Here is a 19,871-nt window from a genome sequence, read left to right on the forward strand (position 1 = left end):
GTGGAGGCCACGGAGGACATTCACTCGCGGTGGCACATACCGTCGACCAGGGCCCGAACGTCGAGCCCGACTCTCCGATCAAGATCGGCATCCCTGGTGACGGCGGAGGCGCCGGCGATCTGAACGCGAACTCGGGCAAGCCCGGTTCCGCAGCCGTCTCGACGGGCTTCCAGGATTAGAGGCGCGGCGCTCCGAGGGCGCCGGCCCGGCACCGGGCTCCGCCCCACGGCCGATTCCCGGGGCGAACGCCTCGTCGCCAATGCCGTCCAGCCTGGCCTCGCGGCAGCACGGCGAGGCGCCGTTGCGAACCGGCGCGAGCTCGCCCGGCGGACCGTCGCTACGCCGCAGCACGGCGGTGCCGTGCCCAGAATGACGCACACGGAACGAGAGTGCCACACTGGTGGCCCGTCGGAATCAGGTTTCTTCTGACCATATGGCTGCGACGAGCGCACCATTGAGACGCTGGGCATGCGTCATACCGAGCTTCGCCAGGCGCACGTCCGCTCCGTCGGAGACGCGCGCGGCCAAGCAATCGACCAAACGCCGGACCGCACAGCCAATCGATGAGCGCAGCAAACGTCCTCGCTGTGACAGTATCGAGCAACAGGCCCTGCTGTCCCCACTGTGAGCGTATTCCTGCTGAGATTGATGCTGTCTAAGGCGGCTCATCAGGTGTAACGTCGCTGGTGGAGGCGAGCTCTACACCGCCGCCGCCTGACGTTTGCCAGCAGTCAGCATTGGGGGAAATCGATGGAACCTCACGAGACGGTTCTCCAATCGCATCATGGCGAGCTTGCCGCCCTGCGCGCTCGTGTGTCCAGGCTAGAGCAGATCGAGCGGGACCTGCGTGCCGAGCTCAGCCGTACGAACGCGGTGCTACAGGCAATTCCGTACCTGCTCTGCGTCCACGATCCGGTCGAGCAGCGCGCGCTCTACGAGAACCGCTCGCTGGCCCGCGAGCTCGGTTATGCGGCGGACGACGAGGACCTCGGGGGCCTCGATGCGTTCGTGACGCTCGCGCACCCCGACGACCAGACCCGGGCTCGCGAGCAGCTCGATCACGCCGGAGAAGGCCAGGCGAGCGACTCGGCGGAGCTCGCGTATCGGCTGCGCAAGGCGGACGGGTCGTGGTGCTGGGTCACCAGGCGCGAGATCGTCCTCGCGCGCGACGGCGCCGGCAAGCCGCGCCAGGTCATGAGTGTAGTCCAGGACATCACGGGTCGAAAGGACATGGAGGTCGAGCAGCGCCGCCAGGCCGAAGAGCTAGGCGTGTCGAAGACATTGATTGACAATGCGCTAGATGGCATCACATTGACGTCCATGAGCGGGCAGGTCGTCTATGCCAACACCGCCTTCAAGGCGATGAGCGGCTTCGGCGACAGCGCGGTCGGCTGCGGGCTGACCGACTTCTATGCGCCCGAGACCTTCCGCCAGCTCTCCGACGAGGTCTTGCCGACCTTGATGAAGGACGGCGCATGGCGCGGCGTCCTCAAGATCCGGCGCCCCGACGGGAGCGAGTGGATGGGGCAGACCACCGCCTTCGTGGTCGTGGGCCCGGCGGGCGAGCCGACGGGCATGGCGGCGTTCTTCAGGGACATCACGGAGCAGCTCCGGTACGAGGAGGAGACGCTCGCCCAGATGCGGGTGATCCAGGCGCAGCAGGCGGCGCTCCGCGAGCTCGGCACGCCGCTCATCCCGATCGCCGACGGCGTGATCGCGATGCCCCTCATCGGAACGATCGACCGGGAGCGCGCGCAGCAGATCCTGGAGACGCTCCTGAACGCGCTCGGCGAGAAGCAATCGGCCGTGGCGATACTCGATATCACCGGCGTGAAGGCCGTGGACGGAGAGGTGGCCGCCGCGCTGGTCCGCGTCGCGCAGGCGGCGAGGCTGCTCGGCGCCGACGTCGTGTTGTCAGGCGTCCGTCCCGTCGTCGCGCAGGCGCTCGTCGATCTTGGCACAGAGCTCAGAGGGCTCGTCACCTGCGGCACCCTGCAAAGTGGTATCGCCTACGCGCTGAAGCGCAAGGCACGCTCGATGACCGTCTGAGCTCCCACGCATCGTCCTCTGCAGTTCAACGGGGAGGTTCGATCATGCGCGCTCACGCGACACAGGCTCGTCTGTCCCACGCACCAGGGGAGCTCCCGCGCGAGCTCCCCGCGCTCGATCTAGCGACCGATCGCCCACGCCCGCCCGCGCCTTCGCGACGTCGCGCGTCGGTGTCCCGAGAGCTGCCGCCTCGGCTCGCCCTGGAGCTCGATCGCGTGCGCCGGGGCTCGGGCGCGACGCTCTTCGTCACCCTGCTCTCCGCTTATGCGGCGCTGCTCTACCGCCATACCGTTCAGAGCGAGATCCTGATCGGGACGCCCTGGCCTCGCCGCGGCGGTCGGCGGGGCTGGCCCGCGGCGCCAGGGCCGCGCCATCCGCTCGTCCTGCATGCCCGCATCGACGAGGAGCTCAGCTTTCGAGACCTCCTCGCGCAGATCGCCGCGCAGATCGCCTCGGCCGAGGGCCGTCGGCACGTGCCTCCGGACGAGCCGCTCGCGGAGCCCGGGGCGGCGGACGACACGAGCGATCACCCGATGTTCCAGACCACCTTCGAGCTCGCGCGACCCGGGGATGTCCCGCGCCGCGCCGCGCTCAAGGCGGCGACAGCGGCGCGGCGCTCGCGCGCCCGGCCAGCCACGCCGGTCGATCTGTCGCTGTCCGTCACGGCGTCGGAGCGAGGGCTCGCCGCGACGATGACGTACAGCACCGACGTGTTCGATCCCGGGACCATCGAGCGGCTCCTGGACCACCTCGGCCTCCTGCTCGCGGGCGTCGCGGAGGACGCAGAGCGGCCGATCGCCGAGATTCCGCTGCTCACGCCGGAGGAGCGCCGCCGGATGACCGTGGTCTGGAACGCGACGCGGACCGCCTACCCGCGCGACGCGTGTGTTCATGAGCTCTTCGAGGAGCACGTCGCGCGGACGCCCGACGCCATCGCTGTCATCGAGGGCGGCGAGGCGCTCACCTACCGCGAGCTGAACCGCCGCGCCAACCGGCTCGCTCATCGGATCTCCGCGCGCCGCGCCGGCCCCGATCTGCGCGTGGCCGTCGTTGTCGAACGTTCGTCGAGCGCGCTCGTCGCCCTGCTCGGGGTCCTCAAGGCAGGCGGCGCCTACGTGCCCCTCGATCCGAGCTATCCAGACGAGCGGCTGCGCTTCATGCTGGAGGACGCGGCGGTGAGCCTGGTGCTCGGGCAGCGAGCGCTGGTGACGCGGCTCGACTTCCGCGGGGAGGTCATGTGCCTCGACGAGGACCACGGCGCGCCCGGCGACGACAGAAACCCCGCCATTCCTGCTGCCCCGACCGATCTCGCTTATGTGATGTTCACATCGGGCTCGACCGGCCGGCCCAAGGGCGTTGCCGTCCCGCACCGAGGGGTCGTCCGCCTCGTACGGGACACCGGCTATGTGGCGTTCGGGCCCTCGGATCGCGTGGCCCACGCCTCCAGCCTCTCCTTCGACGCGTCGACGTTCGAGATCTGGGGCGCGCTGCTCAACGGCGCATGCCTCGTCATCGTGTCTCACGAGACGCTGCTGTCGCCGGAAGCGATGCCTGCGCTCCTCCGCCGCGAAGGCATCACCGTCCTGTTCCTGACGACAGCGCTCTTCCACCACCTCGCGCGTGTGGGCCCGGACGCCTTTCAGGGGCTCTCCTACCTCGTCGTCGGCGGCGACGTGCTCAATCCGACGCTGTCCAGAGAGGTGCTCCTGAAAGGCCCCCCGAAGCACCTCGTGAACGGCTACGGTCCGACCGAGAACACGACGTTCTCCACGGCTCACCTCGTGCGCGCGGTCCCGGAGGGCGCCTCCCGCGTGCCGATCGGAAGGCCCATCTCGAACACGCGCGCCTATGTCCTCGACCGCCGGCTCCAGCCGGTGCCGGTGGGGGTCCCCGGTGAGCTCTACGTCGCCGGCGACGGGCTCGCCCGAGGCTACCTGAACCGACCCGATCTGACCGCCGCAGCGTTTGTCCAGAACCCCTTGCCCGAGGAGCCGGGAGAGCGCCTGTACAGGACGGGCGATCAGGTCCGCTATCTGGCCGATGGCTCGCTCGATTTCCTGGGGCGGATCGACGCCCAGGTGAAGATCCGCGGCTTCCGCGTCGAGCTCGGCGAAATCGAGGCGGCGCTGTGCGCGTGCCCCTCCGTGCGCGAGGCCGTTGTCGTGCTCCATGAGCACGCGCCCGGCGACATGCGCCTCGTGGCGTACGTCGTCTCGGACTTCGGCCCGGGCGGCCCTCCGTCGCGCCCGCCGTGCGGGGATCGGTCGCAGGGAGCGGAGGCCGGCGTGGACAGCAGCGGCCCCGCGAGCTGCGGCCCCGCATCCCGCGACCTGTCGAGGAGCCTGCGCCGGTGTCTGCAGGAGAAGCTGCCCGACTACATGATCCCGGCCGCGTTCGTCGTTGTGCCAAAGCTGCCGCTCGCCGCGACAGGGAAGGTCGATCGCAAGACGCTGCCGCCGCCCGACGTCGGCCGGCTGCACGCCGGAGAGCCGGAGAGCTCCCGCTCTCCGATCGAGCGTCAGGTGGCCGAGATCTGGGCGTCCGTCCTCCATACCGACCGCCCGGAGGTCGACGATGACTTCTTCGAGCTCGGCGGAGACTCGCTGCTGGCGGCGCAGGTGCTCCTCCAGGTGCGGACGGTCTTCCATGTCGACGTGCCCGCGCGCCGGCTGTTCGAGTCGCCCACCCTGGCCGGGCTCGCCCGCGCCGTCGAGGAGGCGCTGCGCTGGAAGGCGCGCGGCGCCAGGGGGTCGATGGGCGCGATCGACCTCCGCGCGGAGGCCGCCCTCGCCCCCGACATCCGCCCTTGCGGCTCGCTCGTCGACACGAGCGCTCCGCCTCGCCACGTCTTCCTCACCGGCGCCACGGGGTTCCTGGGCGCCTTTCTCGTGCGCGACCTCCTCACGCAGACGCGCGCCACGGTCCATTGCCTGGTCCGCGCTCCCGACGCCGCCGCAGGCCTGGCGAGGCTCCGGCGGAGCCTGGAGGCCTATTCGCTCTGGGATCCCGCGGCGAGCGCGAGGATCGTCGCCGTGCCTGGCGATCTGAAAGAGCCGCTGCTCGGGCTCACCCCGGCCTGCTTCGAGGCGCTCGCGCAGCGCATCGACGCGATCTACCACGCCGGCGCCGAGGTCAATTACATCAAGCCCTACGCGTCCCACAAGGCGGCGAACGTGCTGGGGACACAGGAGGTCCTGCGGCTCGCTTGCCTGCGCAGGACGAAGCCCGTGCATCACGTCTCGACGATCGGGATCACCGGCCAGATCGGCTATTTCACGGGCGCCCGGACCGTGCGGGAGAGCGATGATCTCGATCGCTGGGTGGACCACCTCCACACGGACATGGGTTATTCCCAGAGCAAGTGGGTTGCCGAGAAGCTCGTGTGGCTCGCGCACGGGCGCGGGGTGCCCGTCACCGTCTTCCGCCCCGGGTTCATCCTGGGTCACAGCCAGACGGGCGCCGCCAACGTGGCCGACTTCGTGAGCAGGATGATCAAAGGCTGCGTCGAGATGGGATGTGCCCCCGACCTCCCCGCGCAGAGCAAGGAATTCGTGACGGTCGATTACGTCAGCCGGGCGATCGTGCACCTGTCCTGCCGGCCGGGCTCGCTGGGGAAGGCGTTCCACCTGGTGCCCCCCTCGTCTCAGCGGCTCGATCTGAACGGCTTCTTCGACCTGCTCGTGTCCCGCGGCTATCCGCTCGTGCGCTTGCCGTACGCGCAATGGTGCGAGCAGCTGCTGGCGTGGATACGGCGATCGGGCGACAGCCCGTTCCTTCCCCTCCTGCCGATGCTGACCGAGAAGGTCCACGGCGACCTGACCCGATGGGAGCTGTACGCGCAGATGCCGGCCTACGACTGCCAGAACACGATCGATGGGCTGGCCGGCACGGCGATCGCGTGTCCCCCGATGGACGCCCGGCTGCTGGACACGCTCCTGGCCTACTACCTGCGCAGCGGGCACCTGAGCGCCCCGGCGCCGGCCGCGAGCGGCGTGCGCCTGGCCGCGCCGAGGGCCCGCAGCCCGCTGCGATGGCAAGATGTCGCGCGCACGCGGCGGGGCGCTCACGGCTGAGCGCGCCTCCCACGCGCGCAGCGCGCCCCTCGCGGAGGCCGCGCGGGCTACCTCTACTGCGGGAAGTTGCCCCGGATCAGCAGAAAAACCGCCAAGGCGCCGAGGCCGCCAAGAGAAGAAGGGGACGGCCGTCCCGGCATTCCCCCTCTTATTCCCCTGGTTTCTTGGCGCCTTTGGCGGCTTGGCGGTTCGCTTCTCAGGGCGACCTCCCGCAGTCGTGCTACCCGCGATCCTCTTCCCGCCGCACCTTCACCGCGCAGGCCTTGTACGACGGCTGCCGGGAGTACTGGTCGAAGGCCGGGAACGTCAGCTTGTTCGTGATCTCGTAGTGCATCGGGACGAATATCTCCCCGGGCTTCACCGAGTTCGTGACGAACGCCCGCGCCTTGATCTCCGCGCGGCGGGAGGCGATGACCACCCACTCGTTCATCTCGATGCCGATCTTCTTCGCGTCGACAGGGCTCAGCTCGACGTAGATCTCCTTCGGATAGAGCCGCTGCAGCACCGCCGACTTCTTGGTCCGCGTCTGCGTGTGCCACTGGCTGGAGCTCCCTCGCCCCGTGAGCAGCGTGAAGGGATACTGCTCGTCGGTCGGCTCCGGCAGCTGGCGGGGCGCCTGGAAGGTGAACTTCGCCTTCTGATCCGGGCGGTAGTACTGGCCGTCCTCGAACAGCCGCCGCTCGTTCGTCTCGAAGGCAGCCCCCTCGGGGTAGGGCCACTGGATGCCGCCGCGCTCGTCGAGCATCGCGTAGCCCTCGATGCCCGTGATGTCGCACGGCTGCCCCTTCGAGAGCCGCTTCATGATCTGGAAGACCGCCTCCGGGCTCTTCCACTCCTTGAACAGCTCGCCGCAGCCCCAGTACTGGGCGACCAGCTGGAAGATGTGAAAGTCCGCCAGCGCCTGGCCCGGGGCCCGCGCGACCTTCTTGACGAGGCCGATGCGCCGCTCCGAGTTGATGAACGTGCCCTCTTTTTCGGCCCACGAGGCGGCCGGCAGGACGAGGTGGGCGCGCTCCGCCGTCTCCGTCGTGGAATACATGTCCTGCACCACGAGGAACTCCAGGCGGCCGAGGAGCTCGTGCAGGTCTTCCTGGTTGATCCAGGAGTGGGCCGGGTTCGTCGCGATGATCCAGAGGCCCTTGATCTTCCCCTTCAAGATGCCTTCGATGATCTGGTCGTAGGCCAGGCTGTTCCGGGTCGGGATGACCTCCTCCGGAATACCGAGGATCCCGGCGATCTTCTTCCGGTGCTCCTCCTTCGTGAAGTCGTGGCCGGCGAACAGGCCCGTCGTGTTGCTGAACATCCGCGAGCCCATCGCGTTGCACTGGCCCGTGATGGAGTTCGCCCCGGTGCCGGGACGGCCGATGTTCCCCGTCATCAGCGCCAGGTTGATGAGCGACTGCGCGACCCGCACGCCCTCGTGGCTCTGGTTGACGCCCATGGTCCACCAGAACGACACCCGCTTCCCGCTGTGGATCTTCTCCGCGAACGACGCGAGCTGCGCCTCGCTGAGCCCCGTCGCCTCGGCGACCCGCGCCGGCGTGAAGTCCTCGACGTTCGCCTTGAACGCCTCGAAATCGACCGTGTGCGCGTCGATGTACCCCTGGTCGATCCACCCGCGCTGGATGAGGATGTGGGCGATGCCGTAGAACAGCGTCAGATCCGACTTCGGATTGAGCGCATAATGCGCCGTCGCCGCCATCGCCGTCTCGGTCTTGCGCGGATCCACGACGAGGATCTCGGGGCGGTTCTTGTTCTTGCAGAGCCGCTCCCACATGATCGGGTGGGCGATGCAGAGGTTCGAGCCGACGAGCACAACGACGTCGGACTCCTCGAAATCGCGGTACGTGTAGGGCGGCGCGTCGAACCCGAACGCCTCCTTGTACGCGACCACCGCCGTCGCCATGCATTGCCGGGTGTTGCCGTCCCCGTGCAGCATGCCCATCCCGAACTTCGCGAGCGCCCCGAGGAAGGCCATCTCCTCGGTGACGATCTGCCCGGTGCTGATGAACGCGACCGACTCCTTGCCGTGCGCGTCCTGGATCGCCTTGAACCGATCGACGAACGTGCGGAGCGCGACGTCCCACTCCACGCGCTCCAGCTTCCCGCGCGCGTTCCTGAGGAGCGGCGCCGTCGCGCGATCGGTCGCGCGGAGCGGCGTGAGCGCCTCCCAGCCCTTCGGGCACGCCATCCCGAGGTTCACGGGATAGTCGGTGTTCGGCGAGAGGTTGATCGCCTCGCCGTCCTTGAGGTGCACGTTCAGCCCGCACCCGGTCGAGCAGAACCCGCACACGACCGTCGTCGTCTGGTCGGGCTTGAGCCGCGCAGGCACCCTCCCGAGGCCGAACTCGCCAGGGGTGAGGAGCAGCTCGCGCGTCAGCGGCCCGTTGCGCTGCAAGAGGAGGTTGTCCGCCTGCTTGGGCGCCGGAGGCGTCTTCTTCGCATCGCTCGCATCGCTGGTCGTCATCAGGAGAGCCCTCCGGGCATCTTGGAGGCGGGCGCCGCTGCGAAGAAGAGGTACCGCTCGAGGAACTCGCCCGCGAGGCAGAACAGGAACGCCACGACCGCCATCGCCATCAGAACTTCAGAGCTCACGCCGCTGTTCGGCGCCGAGAAGAGGCTGAGCGCCGGCAGGACGATCCCGCCGAGCGCCCCGCAGGCGAAGCGCCAGCCCGTCGCGCCCTTCAGCTCTCCCGTCATCAGGATCGCGCTCCGCTTGAGCGTGGAGTGGCTCCGCTTCCGCAGGTGCCGGAACATCGAGAGCTCCACGAGCAGCTTGAGCGCCGTCGTCACGCACAGGAACGCGCTCAGCCCGCGGAAGCCCCGGGTCAGGAGCAGCGCCGCGTGCTCGGCGCTCAGGAGCAGGCCGATCATCAGGACCGTCGAGCTCCCGAGGATGGCCGCCGTGGTCGCGAACTTGAAGCCCGTCAGGGCCCCGCGCCAGTGCTCCCGCTGCGTCGCGGCGTACACCATCACGGAGCAGAAGACCCCGAGGATCCCGCTCAGCGCGACCGCATAGGAGAGCGGCGCCTGCAGGGGCCCGATCGGGGGCAGCATCGAGAGCGCCGGGATGGCAGGCACCCAGAAGGACGCTGCGTATAGCGTCGCGGCGCCCGCGAAGAGCGAGAAGCCCAGGATCTCCCGGCTGAGCCACGACGTCTTGAGGCCCAGGAAGGCCCGGAACGCGAACTGCGGCCGGCCGAGGTGAAAGAGGCTCGCCTTCAGCGCGGCGATCCCGAAGACGAGCGCGAACGTCGCGCTGTGGCCGCCGAAATCCCGCGTCGCCTGCGCGCCGAGGAGCTCGTTGAGCGCCAGGTTCACGCAGAACGCGCCCACCGAGAGCTGCGTCAGCACCAGCATCGCGACGAGCGGAGGGTGGGAGTGCTCCCGGCTCACCTGGTAGAAGTCCGCGGGGAGCATGTTGCGCGGCAGCGACTTCTGCGTCTTGTAGGTCGTCGTCGGGATCGTGATCTCCGGCGCCGCCGCCCCCGGCAGGAAGAGGCTCGTCTGGCTCTCTTGCACGGCCTGCTGCTGGTCGACCATCGTGATCCGGATGGCGCCGTTCGGGCACGACTGCACGCACGCCGGGGCCTCGTCGTTGGCCAGCCGGTCGCTGCACATGTCGCACTTGCGCACGATCCCCCGCTCCGCGTTGAACTTCGGAGCGTCGTAGGGGCACATCAGGATGCAGTACTGGCAGCCGATGCACTGGTCATCGAGGTGCTTGACGATGCCGGTGATCGGGTCCTTCTCGTAGGCCTTGACCGGGCACCCCGACATGCACGCCGGGTCCAGGCAGTGGTGGCACGCCGTCGTCACGCTCTGCTGCGCCGGCGTCTGGGGCGTGCCGCCGTGGAGGAGCCCGACCGAGCGCCACACCTCGTTGTCGTCGAGGCCGTTCAGGCTGTGGCAGGCAGTGACGCACGCCTTGCAGGCCGTGCACGCGTCGAGGTCGACCTCGAAGCCGTACTGCTGGCCAGGCTTCGGCTTCTCGAGCGGGATGAGGTCGCGGTAGTACTTGGACTGAGCCGGGAGCGCGTGCTCCTCGTGCATCCTGGAGAACTTCTCGACCGCCGTGAGCTTCTGCTGGTCGGCCAGGAGCGACTCCAGCAGGCTCTTGTTGTTGTCGTGGATCTTCGGCGCCGAGTTGACGATGGGTAAGCGAAAATGAGTGTCCGAGACCTTTGCAACGCTCATCGAAATTCCCTGTCTACCCGGCGCGGAAGCCCAGCCCCGAGAACTCCAAGAGAGACACAGCGAACGGCGGCGCGTCCGCCGCAAGGGAGCGCCTGGCGCCGGCTCGCCAGGTCATCCCGTCAGCTCGCCGCCGCGAGCGGCTCCGCCGCGGCCTGGATCTCGACGCGTCCGGCCCGGACCCGGATCGGATACACGGGGATGCTCACGCCCGGGTCGTCGAGGCACTGACCCGACCGCAGATCGAAGCTCTGCTTGTAGATCGGCGAGGCGATCTTGGGGACGCCCCCCTTGTCCCCGACGATGCCGCGGGAGAGGACGAACGCCTTGCTGAACGGGTCGAAGTTGCTGATGGCGTAGACCTCCTCGCCCTCGCCGACCCGGACGAGCGCGATCTGGCGCTTCCCGACGAGCGCGCAGACCCCCGTGTTCGGGATGATGTCCTCTACCCCGCAGACGTCGATCCACCCCTGGGTCATGGTCTCGCTCCGAGGCGCTTCCGAAGTGTGCAGCTCGCTCATGACGGTCTCCCTCAGACAAGGCCCCTCGGCCCTGCCGTCAGATCATCTCCTCGACGAGGTTCGACTTCTCCTGCCACGCCGCGGGGCGGTGCTGCGCGCGCTCGCTGACGAACACGATGCTCCGGTCGCGCTCGCCGACGTTCACGAACTGGCGGAACTGCTTGAGCTTCTCGGGGTCGTTGACAGCGGCCTTCCACTCGCACTCGTAGGTGGCGATGAGGTGGGCCATCTCCTTCTCCAGCTCATCGCAGATCCCGAGCGAGTCCTCGATGATGACCTGGCGGAGGTAATCCATGCCGCCCTCGAGGTTGTTGAACCACACCGACGTGCGCTGGAGCCGGTCCGCCGTGCGGATGTAGAACATCAGGAACCGGTCGAGGTACTTGATGAGCGTCGCCTCGTCGAGATCCGAGGCGAAGAGCTGGGCGTGCTGCGGCTTCATCCCGCCGTTGCCGCAGAGGTAGAGGTTATAGCCCTTCTCCGTCGCGATGATGCCGAAGTCCTTGCCCTGCGCCTCGGCGCACTCGCGCGCGCAGCCGGACACCGCGGACTTCAGCTTGTGGGGGCTGCGCAGCCCCTTGTAGCGGTTCTCGACCGCGACCGCGAAGCCCACCGAGTCCTGCACGCCGTAGCGGCACCAGGTGCTGCCCACGCACGACTTCACGGTGCGCAGCGCCTTGCCGTACGCGTGCCCCGACTCGAAGCCGGCGGCGATGAGCTCGCGCCAGATGTCGGGCAGCTGCTCCAGCCGCGCGCCGAACAGGTCCACGCGCTGGCCGCCGGTGATCTTCGAGTACAGGTTGTACTTCTTCGCGACCACCCCGAGGGCGATGAGCTGATCCGGCGTGATCTCGCCGCCCGCCACGCGCGGGACCACCGAGTAGGTGCCGTCCCGCTGGACGTTGGCCAGGTACCGATCGTTCGTGTCCTGCAGCGGGAGGTGCTTCTTGTTCAGGATGTGCTCGTTCCACGTCGACGCGAGGATCGACGCCACCGCGGGCTTGCAGATCTCGCAGCCCTTGCCCTGGCCGTGGCGGGCGACCAGGTCGTCGAAGGTCTTGATCTGGTGGATCCGGACGAGGTGATAGAGCTCCTGGCGCGAGTGGTTGAAGTGCTCGCAGATGTAGTTGTTGACCGCGACGCCGGCCTTCTTGAGCTCCTTCTTCAGGATGTCGGAGATCAGCGTGGTGCACGAGCCGCAGCCCGTGCCGGCCTTGGTGTGCCCCTTGATGCCGGCGACCGTGACGTGCTTGTCGTCGCAGATGGCCGAGCAGATGGCCTTCTTCGTGACGTTCAGGCACGAGCAGATCATCGCGGTGTCGGGCAGCGCGTCGACGCCGAGGCCCGCCGGCTTCGCGCCGTCCCGCGCCGTGACGATGAGATCCTCCGGGTGCGGCGGGAGGACGATCTTGTTCTGCACGAGCTGGAGCAGCTGACCGTAGTTCGCGGCGTCGCCGACGAGGATGCCGCCGAGGAGGAGCTTGCCGTCCGAGCTGACGACGAGCTTCTTGTAGACGTTCGACGTCGCGTTCATGAAGCTGAGCACGCGCGCGCCCTGCTGGGTCGCGAACGCGTCGCCGAAGCTCGCGACGTCCACGCCCATCAGCTTGAGCTTCGTGCTCATGTCGAAGCCGCCGAAGGTCTCCTTCCCCCCGGTGATGGCGTCGACCGCGACCTTGGCCATGTGGTAGCCGGGCGCCACCAGGCCGTAGAGCTGGCTGTTATAGCTCGCGCACTCGCCGATCGCGTAGATGTCCGGATCCGACGTCTGACAGCGCTCGTTGATGGCGACGCCGCCGCGGTTCCCGAGCGCGAGCTCGCACGCCCTCGCGAGCTCGTCCCTCGGGCGGATGCCGGCCGAGAAGACGATCATGTCGGTCGAGAGCTCGCTCTGGTCGGCGAAGACCATCCTCGCCACGCGGCCGTGCTCCGCGACGATCTCCGTCGTCGACTTGCTCGTGTGCACGTTCACGCCGAGCGACTCGATCTTGGCCCGGAGGATCGCGCCGCCGGCGTCGTCGACCTGGAGGGCCATCAGGCGCGGCGCGAACTCCACGACGTGGACCTGGAGGCCCATGTTCTTGAGCGCGTTGGCCGCCTCCAGCCCGAGCAGGCCGCCGCCGATGACCGTGCCGACCTTCGCGACCTTGGCGTAGGCGTCCATCGCCTCGAGGTCGTCGATCGTGCGGTAGACGAAGCAGCCCTTCGCGTCTTTGCCCTTGATCGGCGGGACGAACGGATACGAGCCGGTGGCGAGGATGAGCTTGTCGTAATAGACCGTCTTCCCCTTCGCCGACGTGACGGCCTTCTTCCGCCGATCGATCGAGACGGCCTTGTCGTTGAGGTGGACCTGAATGCCCGCCTCCTCGTAGAGGCCGGGCTTGACCATCGACAGATCCTCGGCCGATTTGCCGTTGAAGAAGGCAGACAGGTTCACCCGGTCGTAGGCGAGCCGCGGCTCCTCGCAGAAGGTCGTGATGTTCCACTCGCGCAGGAAGCCGCCGAGAACCATGTTCTCGATGAACTTGTGCCCGACCATGCCGTTGCCGATGACGAGGAGGTCCTTCTTCTTGCTCATGAAACCCACCTTTGGACCCGGTGAGTCCTTCTCACCGTCACTGCCGCGCTGCCGTCCGAACGAGGCATCAGCCACAGTCCCGGACCAAAAACTGTGTACTGTGGGCTCTGTTTCGCAACTGTTTCGCACGAATAAATTGTCGGCCCGACGGCGCGCTCAGCCCGGGACATCGCCTCTGTTTCATGCATGTTTCGCCGTCATCGACGAGCCCAACAAGGCCCCGAGCGAACCTGGACGCGACAGCGTCGATGAAAGGAAATGGGCGCATCCTTCAGAGCTGAAAGAGTCTGTTTCAGTGACGTATCGCGCCCCGGGGCGGAAGCATTGCACTTCTGAAATGGAGCGCGGGCCGATCAGCCTCGTGGGGCGGCTTCGGCGAGCAAGGACAGGAGCTGCGCCGTCGCGACCGGCTTGGTGAGGTGCGCGTCGAAGCCGGCTTCGCGCGAGCGGCGGCGGTCCTGGTCTTGACCGTAACCGGAGACGGCGGCGATGTAGGAGCGCGTGAGCTCGGGCTCGGCGCGCAGGCGCCGGACGACCTCGTAGCCGTCCATCCCGGGAAGGCCGATATCGAGCAAGACGAGCTCGGGCTTCGACGCGCGCGCGGCCTCGAGCGCCGCCGGGCCGTCGTGGACCACCGAGACGGCGTGGCCGTGGAGCTGGAGGATGCGCCGGAGGCCCTCGGCGGCGTCGACGTTGTCGTCGACGACGAGGACCTGGAGGGCGCGCGCCCCGGAGCGCCCAGGGGCGGCCTCGAGCGCCGGCGGAGGCGCTGGCGGAGGGGGGGCTTCGGCCGGCGCGCTCGGCGGGCCCGCGAGCGGGAGCCAGACGCTGATGGCCGTCCCCTCGCCGTGGCCCGCGCTCAGCGCTTCGACGCGGCCGCCGTGCAGCTCGGCGAGCCGCTTGACCAGCGTGAGCCCGATCCCGAGGCCGCCCTGGGAGCGGTCCAGCGTGCGCCGGGCCTGCATGAACGGCTCGAAGACGCGCGGGAGCAGCTCGGCGGAGATGCCGACGCCGGTGTCGGTCACCTGGATCCGCGCGTCGCCGGCGATCGCGGCGCAGGCGAGCGAGACGCGGCCGCCGGGGTTCGTGTACTTGATCGCGTTGTTGAGGAGGTTCACGACGATCTGCTCGAGCCGCACGCGGTCGCCGTGCACGAAGACGCCCGGATCCACCGACAGGACGAGATCGTGCCCGCGGTGGACGAGCAGCGGGCGGACCGACTCGACGGCGGTCTCGATCACCGAGGCGACGTCGAGCCGCTCCCGCTTCAGGTCGATCTTGCCCCGCGTGATCCTGGAGACGTCGAGGAGATCGTCGACGAGCCGGACGATCGTCTTCACCTGCCGCTCGAGGGTCGCCAGGATGTGCCTATCGTCGCGATCCGCGCGCTCGCCGGCGCTCATCTGGGCGCTCATTTGCAAGAGCTCGAGGCCGGTGGTGAGGGGCGCCAGCGGGTTGCGGAGCTCGTGCGACAGCATGGCGATGAACTCGTCCTTGCGCCGGTCCGCCTCGTGGGCCTCGCGGTAGAGCCGGGCGTTCTCGAGGGCGACGCGCCGCTCGCGCTCGACGAAGGCGGCGCGCTCCTCGTGCAGGCGGGCGCGCTCCATGGCCTGCGCGCACTGGCGCGACACCGCGACGAGGAACTCCTGCTCTTCCCGGTCGAACGGGCGCGGCTCCGCGAAGCTCAGCCCGAGCACGCCGATGGGCCGCTCCTGGACCACGAGCGGGAGACAGCAGAGCGACTGGGTCGCGCCGGACAGCGCGGTGCTCACGATGTGCGGGTAGCGGGCGGAGCACTCCTCGCGCGAGCGCAGCCAGACGGGCGCGCCGGTCCGCAGCGCGTCGGTGAGCGGGAGCGCGGCGTCGCGGGGCATCTGCCGGAAGCGCTCGACGGTGTCACCCTCGTAGCCGGCCGCCTTGAGGCACTCGAGCTCGTCGCCCGCCGTCACGACGATGGCCCCGCCGTACGCGCCCGCGGCGGCGACGCCGACGTCGACGACGACCTGCGCCACGGCCTCGCTGGTGAGCGCGTCGGCGAGCGCCGCCGTGATCCGCTGGAGGCCGGCCATGCGCTGCGCCGCGCGCTCGGCGGCCCGGCGCGCCTCCTGCTCGGCGAGGAAGCGCCGCCGCGCCTCGGACTCGGCGTCGCGGGCCATGTCGTAGAGGCGCACGCGCTGCAAGGCCACCTCGATGCGCTGCGCGAGCTCCTCGGCGAAGGCGAGATCGGCGGCGCCGGAGGTGCGATCCGCCACCTCCGCGGACGCGAGCGTGAGCGCCGCGAGGACACACCCGTCGCCGCGGATGGGCACGATCATCGCGGAGCGGCAGCCGAGCTCGCGCAGGGCGGCGATGTGATCCGCGTCGGCCAGCGCGTGGCCGGCGAGGTCGGGGAGGAGCCGGCCGTGGCCGCCGTGGAGCACCTCGTGGAGCGGCGACGGCGGCGTCCCGGGCTCCGGCCGGGTGCGGCTGCGCCGGGCCAGCCGGGCGGCGAGCTCTGCCTTGGCGGGATCGGCGTGCGCGACGACGCGCGCGTGGACGGAGCCGTCGGGTTCGAGCGTGTGGACGGCGCACAGCTCGGCCACCGAGGTGACCGCGAGGGCCGCGACGCGCCGGAAGCCCGCGTCGCGGCCCTGCGCCGGATCGAGCGCGGCCGACGCGTCGGCCAGGAAGCGCCGCGCGTCCTCGGCGCGCTTCTGCTCGCTGACGTCCGAGACGAGCACGAAGAAGCCGCGCACGTCGCCGCCCGCCCCGAGGTGGGGAATGTACTGGATGCGCACGTGGCGCCGGCCGCCCTTTGGGTAGGTGAGCGCCGACTCGAAGTCTTGCGGCCGCCCGGCGAGCACCGCGGCGATGTGCGGCTTCACGGAGGCGTAGGCGGCGTCGCCGATCACCTCGCGCACGTGCCGGCCGACGACGGAGCCGCTGTCTTCGCCGAACCAGCGCTCGTAGGCCCGGTTGACGATGCCGTAGCGCTCGTCGCTGTCGATATACGAGATGAGCGCCGGGAGGGCGTCCAGCAAGCGCTGGAGCTGCTCGGCTTCCATCGTCACGCTCGGCTCGCCTGCGCTCATGAGGCCGCTCTCGTGCGTCGTGGCGGGGGCTTCCGGCCTACGCATCTCGGCGTAGGCATATCTGCAATCCTCGCGGGTCGCCACTCGCCGGTCCGCTGCGGCCCGGCTCGAGCGTGCTATGGTCGCCGCCGATGCGGATCCTCGTCGTGGGCGCGGGCGCGGTGGGCGGCTATTTCGGGGCGCGGCTCACGCTCGCTGGGGAGGACGTCACCTTCGTCGCGCGGGGCGCGCACGCCGAGGCGATGCGGTCCCGCGGGCTCATCCTCCGCACGCCGTCCGGCGAGCTGCGCACTCCGCCCCTCCGTGTCGTCGAGCTCGACGGGGCGCGCGGGCCGTTCGATCTCGCGCTCATCGCCGTGAAATCGCCGTCGCTCGCCGCGGTGAGCGCCAAGCTGCCCGGGCTGCTCGCCGCGGACGGCCTCGCCGCGCCCCTCCTGAACGGGCTCGACTCCGAGGACGTGGTCGCGCGCGACGTCGGCGCGCCGCGCGTGATCGCCGCGATCGCGTACATGTCCTCGGGCGTGGCCGCGCCTGGCGAGATCGAGACGCTCGCGCCGACGCGCGCCGGGCTCGCGCCCTACCGGCCTGGGCAGGAGGCGCGGGTCGAGGCAACCGCCGCGCTGCTCGAGCGCGCGGGCATCCCGGTCCGCCGCGGGGCGGACCACCGCGCCATGCTCTGGGAGAAGATGGTCTGGAACGCCCCCTTCAATGCGATCTGCGCGCTGACCGGCCAGCGCGCCGGCGTGGTCGCGGAGCGGATGGAGGACCTCACCCGCACGGCGATGCTCGAGGTGATCTCGGTCGCGCGGGCGGAAGGGGCGGAGATCTCCGAGGCGACCGCGGACGCGATGCTCGCCCTCACGCGCTCGGAGTTCCCGCTCACCGAGCCCTCGATGCTGCAGGACGTGCGGGCCGGCCGCGCGACGGAGGTCGATATCCTCCAGGGCGCGGTGGTCGAGCGCGGGCGCCAGGCCGGGGTCGACACCCCGGTGCTGCGCACGCTGGCGACCCTCGTCCGCGGCCTGTCGCCGCGGGCGAGCGCGCCCTCTGCGGGCCGATAAATAGACCTCGCGCTCGCGACGGGACCGGCGATGGCGAGGGCGGCGCGCGCCGCTTCCTGGGCGCGTGGGCGCCCTGGGAAACGCGTCGTCGCGACCGCCACGGCGGTGTCTCGGGTGCTTCGGGGAATTCGGGGAAGGGGCGTGGAGCGCGAAGCGCTCATCTCACCTCCTGGGGATCGAGAGGAGATGAGATGAGTGCCTGTCCTGGGACTCGGCGATCAGGCGCCGCCGGTGCCGCCCGCGCCGCCGGCGCCGCCCGCGCCGCCCGCGCCGCCGCTTCCGCCGGCGCCGCTGGTGCTGGCCGCGCTGCTGGTGCTGGCCGCGGTGGTGCTGGCCGCGGTGGTGCTGGCCGCGCTGCTGCTGGCGGCCGCGCCGCCGCTGCCACCCGCGCCGTCGCTGCCACCCGCGCCGCCGTCGCCGCCGCCGCTGCCGCCCGCGCCGCCGCTGCCGCCCGCGCCGCCCGTGCCCTCGTTGCTCAGCGGGTACAGCGGGTCGAGGCAGAAGAAGCCATCAGGCGTCTCGGCGCACTCGTCCGGGTCCTTGCAATCGCTGTTGTCCTCGCACGGCAGCTTGTCGAAGATGCAGAAGCCGTTGTTCGGGAGGCCGAAGTCCTCGCAGCGGGCGTTAGGCAACAGGCAATCGTCGTGCGCCGTGCACGCCCTGGTGCAGGCGCCGAAGTCGCCGGCGCCGACGACCTCCGCGAACTGGTAGAGGCAGATACCGTTCTCGAACCCGCCGCAGTCGGACTCGAGCGGATCGCCGCCGAAGCCGCAGAACTCGGTGCATGCGCTGACGCCGCCGGGGAAGCCCACGCACCATCCGGCGCACGGATCCTCGTCGGCGTCGCGGTCGCACGCGGCGCCCATCGGCAGACCCTCGTGCGGCGTGTCGACGCACGCGTTCTGCCTGGGATCGCAGCTGCGGCCGGAGTCGGAGCACTGGGAGTCGGAGCCGCAGTTCGGCATGCAGACCGTCACGCCGTCATCCACCTCCTCACAGCGCAGCTCGTCGCGGCCGTGGCACTTGAGCGGATCGAGCTCATCGTCGAGGGCCGAGATCTGGGGCTCTCCGAGGACGCAGCCCAGGTAACAGATGCCATTGACGCAGGCGCTGCCCTCGCCTTCACAGTCGCCGTCGTCGGCGCACTCCGTCGTGCAGTACCCGCCCGCAGGACCGGCCTCCCCATCCGACTCCAGGACGCACACGCCGTCCGTCCCGCAGTCGGCGTCGGCCGTGCAGCGGGTGCCGAGGAACTCGGCCGTGTTCGCGCCCGCGCCGCTGCTCTGGGCGACTCCCCCCGATGACGAGCTCGTGGTCGAAGAGGAAGAGCCGCCGCCCGTGCCCTCGCCCGAGTCGTCGTCACCGCAACCGATGAAGCCTGCAGAGAAGGCGACCGAGGTGAGCAGGATCGCCGAAATGCGTTGCACTTTCATTACTGTCTCCCGAGCCAGGAGGCCCTGCCCACATCGGGCGCGCCTTCATGTGATTTCGGGACGGTAACGGAATCGGTGCGGCTCCGCCATACCGGACGGGCTGGGGAGCGCGCGATGTCGAGCTCAGCGGAAGGCCCGTGGGCGCGGATGGCGCTCCAGGGGGCCGGCATCAGGACGTCAGTGCGACGACTGATGGTCTATTTTTCAGGTGATACCCGACTGGACCACTACGTGGACTTCGTGATTTTTGACACCTACCGCACGGCCCTCCGGTTAGGGCCTCCGAGCGGCAGCGCGCGCTGCGCGCCGACGTCGTAGATCAGGTGGCCGGCGCCGTCGGGCCGGGCTGCGGGGTTCAGCTGGTGCGGGGTCCGCGTGCCGGGGCCGAGCAGGTGGACGACCGTGAGCCCGCGCGCGACGAGGGCGTCGGCGATGAGGCGGCGGTGACACCGCCACCAGAGCGTCTCGGCGCACAGGAGGGCCATTCGCCGTCCAGCGCGCGCTTCCGCCTCGAGCTCGGAGAGCGCGCGCTGGAACGCGGCGGTCTCCATGTGATCGGCGTAGGCCCGGAAGCTCGGGTTCTCCCAGGCGACGTGCGGCGAGTCGGCCCGCCCCGTCCGCCGCCCGCCGAGGGCGTCGCCGCGGAAGACGTAGGTCACCCCGAGCCGAGGCAGCGCCTCGGCGAGCGCAGCGCGGCCGAGGTGAGGGGAGCGGCTCGATCCAGGGAACCTCCGGACGTCGACCAGCGTGTCGGCCGGCCCCTCGCCGAGCAGCTCGACGAGCTCCTCCACGCTGCGGGTGCCGTGGCCGATGGTGAAGAGGGTGTCCACGGGGAAGAGCTTTGCGCCCCGGCGGCGCGCGGGCAACGTGGGGAGCGGGGACGCCCGCGCG

Annotated in this window: 11 protein-coding genes; 4 read left to right on the forward strand and 7 right to left on the reverse strand. The window is 69.9% G+C overall.

What is annotated here, in order from left to right; translation table 11 throughout:
* The first annotated feature begins 29 nt into the window (after positions 1 to 29).
* From POL72_RS15920 to POL72_RS15930, 3 genes are all read left to right on the forward strand, one after another.
* A complete protein-coding gene (locus tag POL72_RS15920; RefSeq protein ID WP_272096189.1) occupies positions 30 to 179 on the forward strand; it encodes a hypothetical protein in 150 nt (49 codons plus the stop codon).
* Between the two features lie 694 nt (positions 180 to 873).
* Entirely contained in the window at positions 874 to 2,049 is a 1,176-nt protein-coding gene (locus POL72_RS15925) for a PAS domain S-box protein (protein WP_272096190.1), read from the forward strand.
* 44 nt (positions 2,050 to 2,093) lie between these two features.
* Positions 2,094 to 6,122, forward strand: coding sequence for a non-ribosomal peptide synthetase (locus POL72_RS15930; RefSeq protein WP_272096191.1), 4,029 nt, complete (start codon positions 2,094 to 2,096; stop codon positions 6,120 to 6,122).
* A 220-nt stretch (positions 6,123 to 6,342) separates the two neighbouring features.
* On the opposite strand, the gene POL72_RS15935 is transcribed toward POL72_RS15930, so the two are convergent.
* The 5 genes from POL72_RS15935 to POL72_RS15955 form a co-directional block, all read right to left on the reverse strand.
* Entirely contained in the window at positions 6,343 to 8,589 is a 2,247-nt protein-coding gene (locus POL72_RS15935) for a molybdopterin oxidoreductase family protein (protein WP_272096192.1), read from the reverse strand.
* The gene (locus tag POL72_RS15940; RefSeq protein ID WP_272096193.1) at positions 8,589 to 10,319 is read right to left on the reverse strand and encodes a DmsC/YnfH family molybdoenzyme membrane anchor subunit; all 1,731 of its coding nucleotides are present in this window, start codon (positions 10,317 to 10,319) and stop codon (positions 8,589 to 8,591) included. Before POL72_RS15940 ends, POL72_RS15935 begins: the two co-directional genes overlap by 1 nt.
* Before the next feature lie 119 nt (positions 10,320 to 10,438).
* Positions 10,439 to 10,837, reverse strand: a complete 399-nt coding sequence (nirD, locus tag POL72_RS15945) for a nitrite reductase small subunit NirD (RefSeq protein WP_272096194.1) — start codon at positions 10,835 to 10,837, stop codon at positions 10,439 to 10,441.
* 37 nt (positions 10,838 to 10,874) lie between these two features.
* Positions 10,875 to 13,415, reverse strand: a complete 2,541-nt coding sequence (gene nirB, locus POL72_RS15950; protein ID WP_272096195.1) for a nitrite reductase large subunit NirB — start codon at positions 13,413 to 13,415, stop codon at positions 10,875 to 10,877.
* Between the two features lie 353 nt (positions 13,416 to 13,768).
* Positions 13,769 to 16,486, reverse strand: a complete 2,718-nt coding sequence (locus POL72_RS15955; RefSeq protein ID WP_272096196.1) for an ATP-binding protein — start codon at positions 16,484 to 16,486, stop codon at positions 13,769 to 13,771.
* 131 nt (positions 16,487 to 16,617) lie between these two features.
* Here POL72_RS15955 and POL72_RS15960 point away from each other — a divergent pair, with 131 nt between their 5' ends.
* Positions 16,618 to 17,547, forward strand: coding sequence for a ketopantoate reductase family protein (locus tag POL72_RS15960; RefSeq protein WP_272096197.1), 930 nt, complete (start codon positions 16,618 to 16,620; stop codon positions 17,545 to 17,547).
* Between the two features lie 218 nt (positions 17,548 to 17,765).
* Here the strand turns inward: POL72_RS15960 and POL72_RS15965 are convergent, their stop codons facing one another.
* Positions 17,766 to 18,980 (reverse strand): hypothetical protein, encoded by a 1,215-nt coding sequence (locus POL72_RS15965; RefSeq protein WP_272096198.1) that lies wholly within the window; start codon positions 18,978 to 18,980, stop codon positions 17,766 to 17,768.
* 254 nt (positions 18,981 to 19,234) lie between these two features.
* A complete protein-coding gene (locus POL72_RS15970) occupies positions 19,235 to 19,810 on the reverse strand; it encodes a DUF488 domain-containing protein (protein WP_272096199.1) in 576 nt (191 codons plus the stop codon).
* Positions 19,811 to 19,871 lie beyond the last annotated feature (61 nt).

It is taken from the genome of Sorangium aterium, from assembly GCF_028368935.1.
Classification (GTDB): domain Bacteria; phylum Myxococcota_A; class Polyangia; order Polyangiales; family Polyangiaceae; genus Sorangium; species Sorangium atrum.

Excerpts from the sequence above, each read along its gene's own strand:
- POL72_RS15960 (WP_272096197.1), top strand. The coding sequence starts at position 16,618 with ATGCGGATCCTCGTCGTGGGCGCGGGCGCGGTGGGCGGCTATTTCGGG.
- POL72_RS15935 (WP_272096192.1), bottom strand. The coding sequence starts at position 8,589 with ATGACGACCAGCGATGCGAGCGATGCGAAGAAGACGCCTCCGGCGCCC.
- POL72_RS15965 (WP_272096198.1), bottom strand. The coding sequence starts at position 18,980 with ATGAAAGTGCAACGCATTTCGGCGATCCTGCTCACCTCGGTCGCCTTC.
- POL72_RS15940 (WP_272096193.1), bottom strand. The coding sequence starts at position 10,319 with ATGAGCGTTGCAAAGGTCTCGGACACTCATTTTCGCTTACCCATCGTC.
- POL72_RS15955 (WP_272096196.1), bottom strand. The coding sequence starts at position 16,486 with ATGAGCGCAGGCGAGCCGAGCGTGACGATGGAAGCCGAGCAGCTCCAG.
- nirD (WP_272096194.1), bottom strand. The coding sequence starts at position 10,837 with ATGAGCGAGCTGCACACTTCGGAAGCGCCTCGGAGCGAGACCATGACC.
- nirB (WP_272096195.1), bottom strand. The coding sequence starts at position 13,415 with ATGAGCAAGAAGAAGGACCTCCTCGTCATCGGCAACGGCATGGTCGGG.
- POL72_RS15930 (WP_272096191.1), top strand. The coding sequence starts at position 2,094 with ATGCGCGCTCACGCGACACAGGCTCGTCTGTCCCACGCACCAGGGGAG.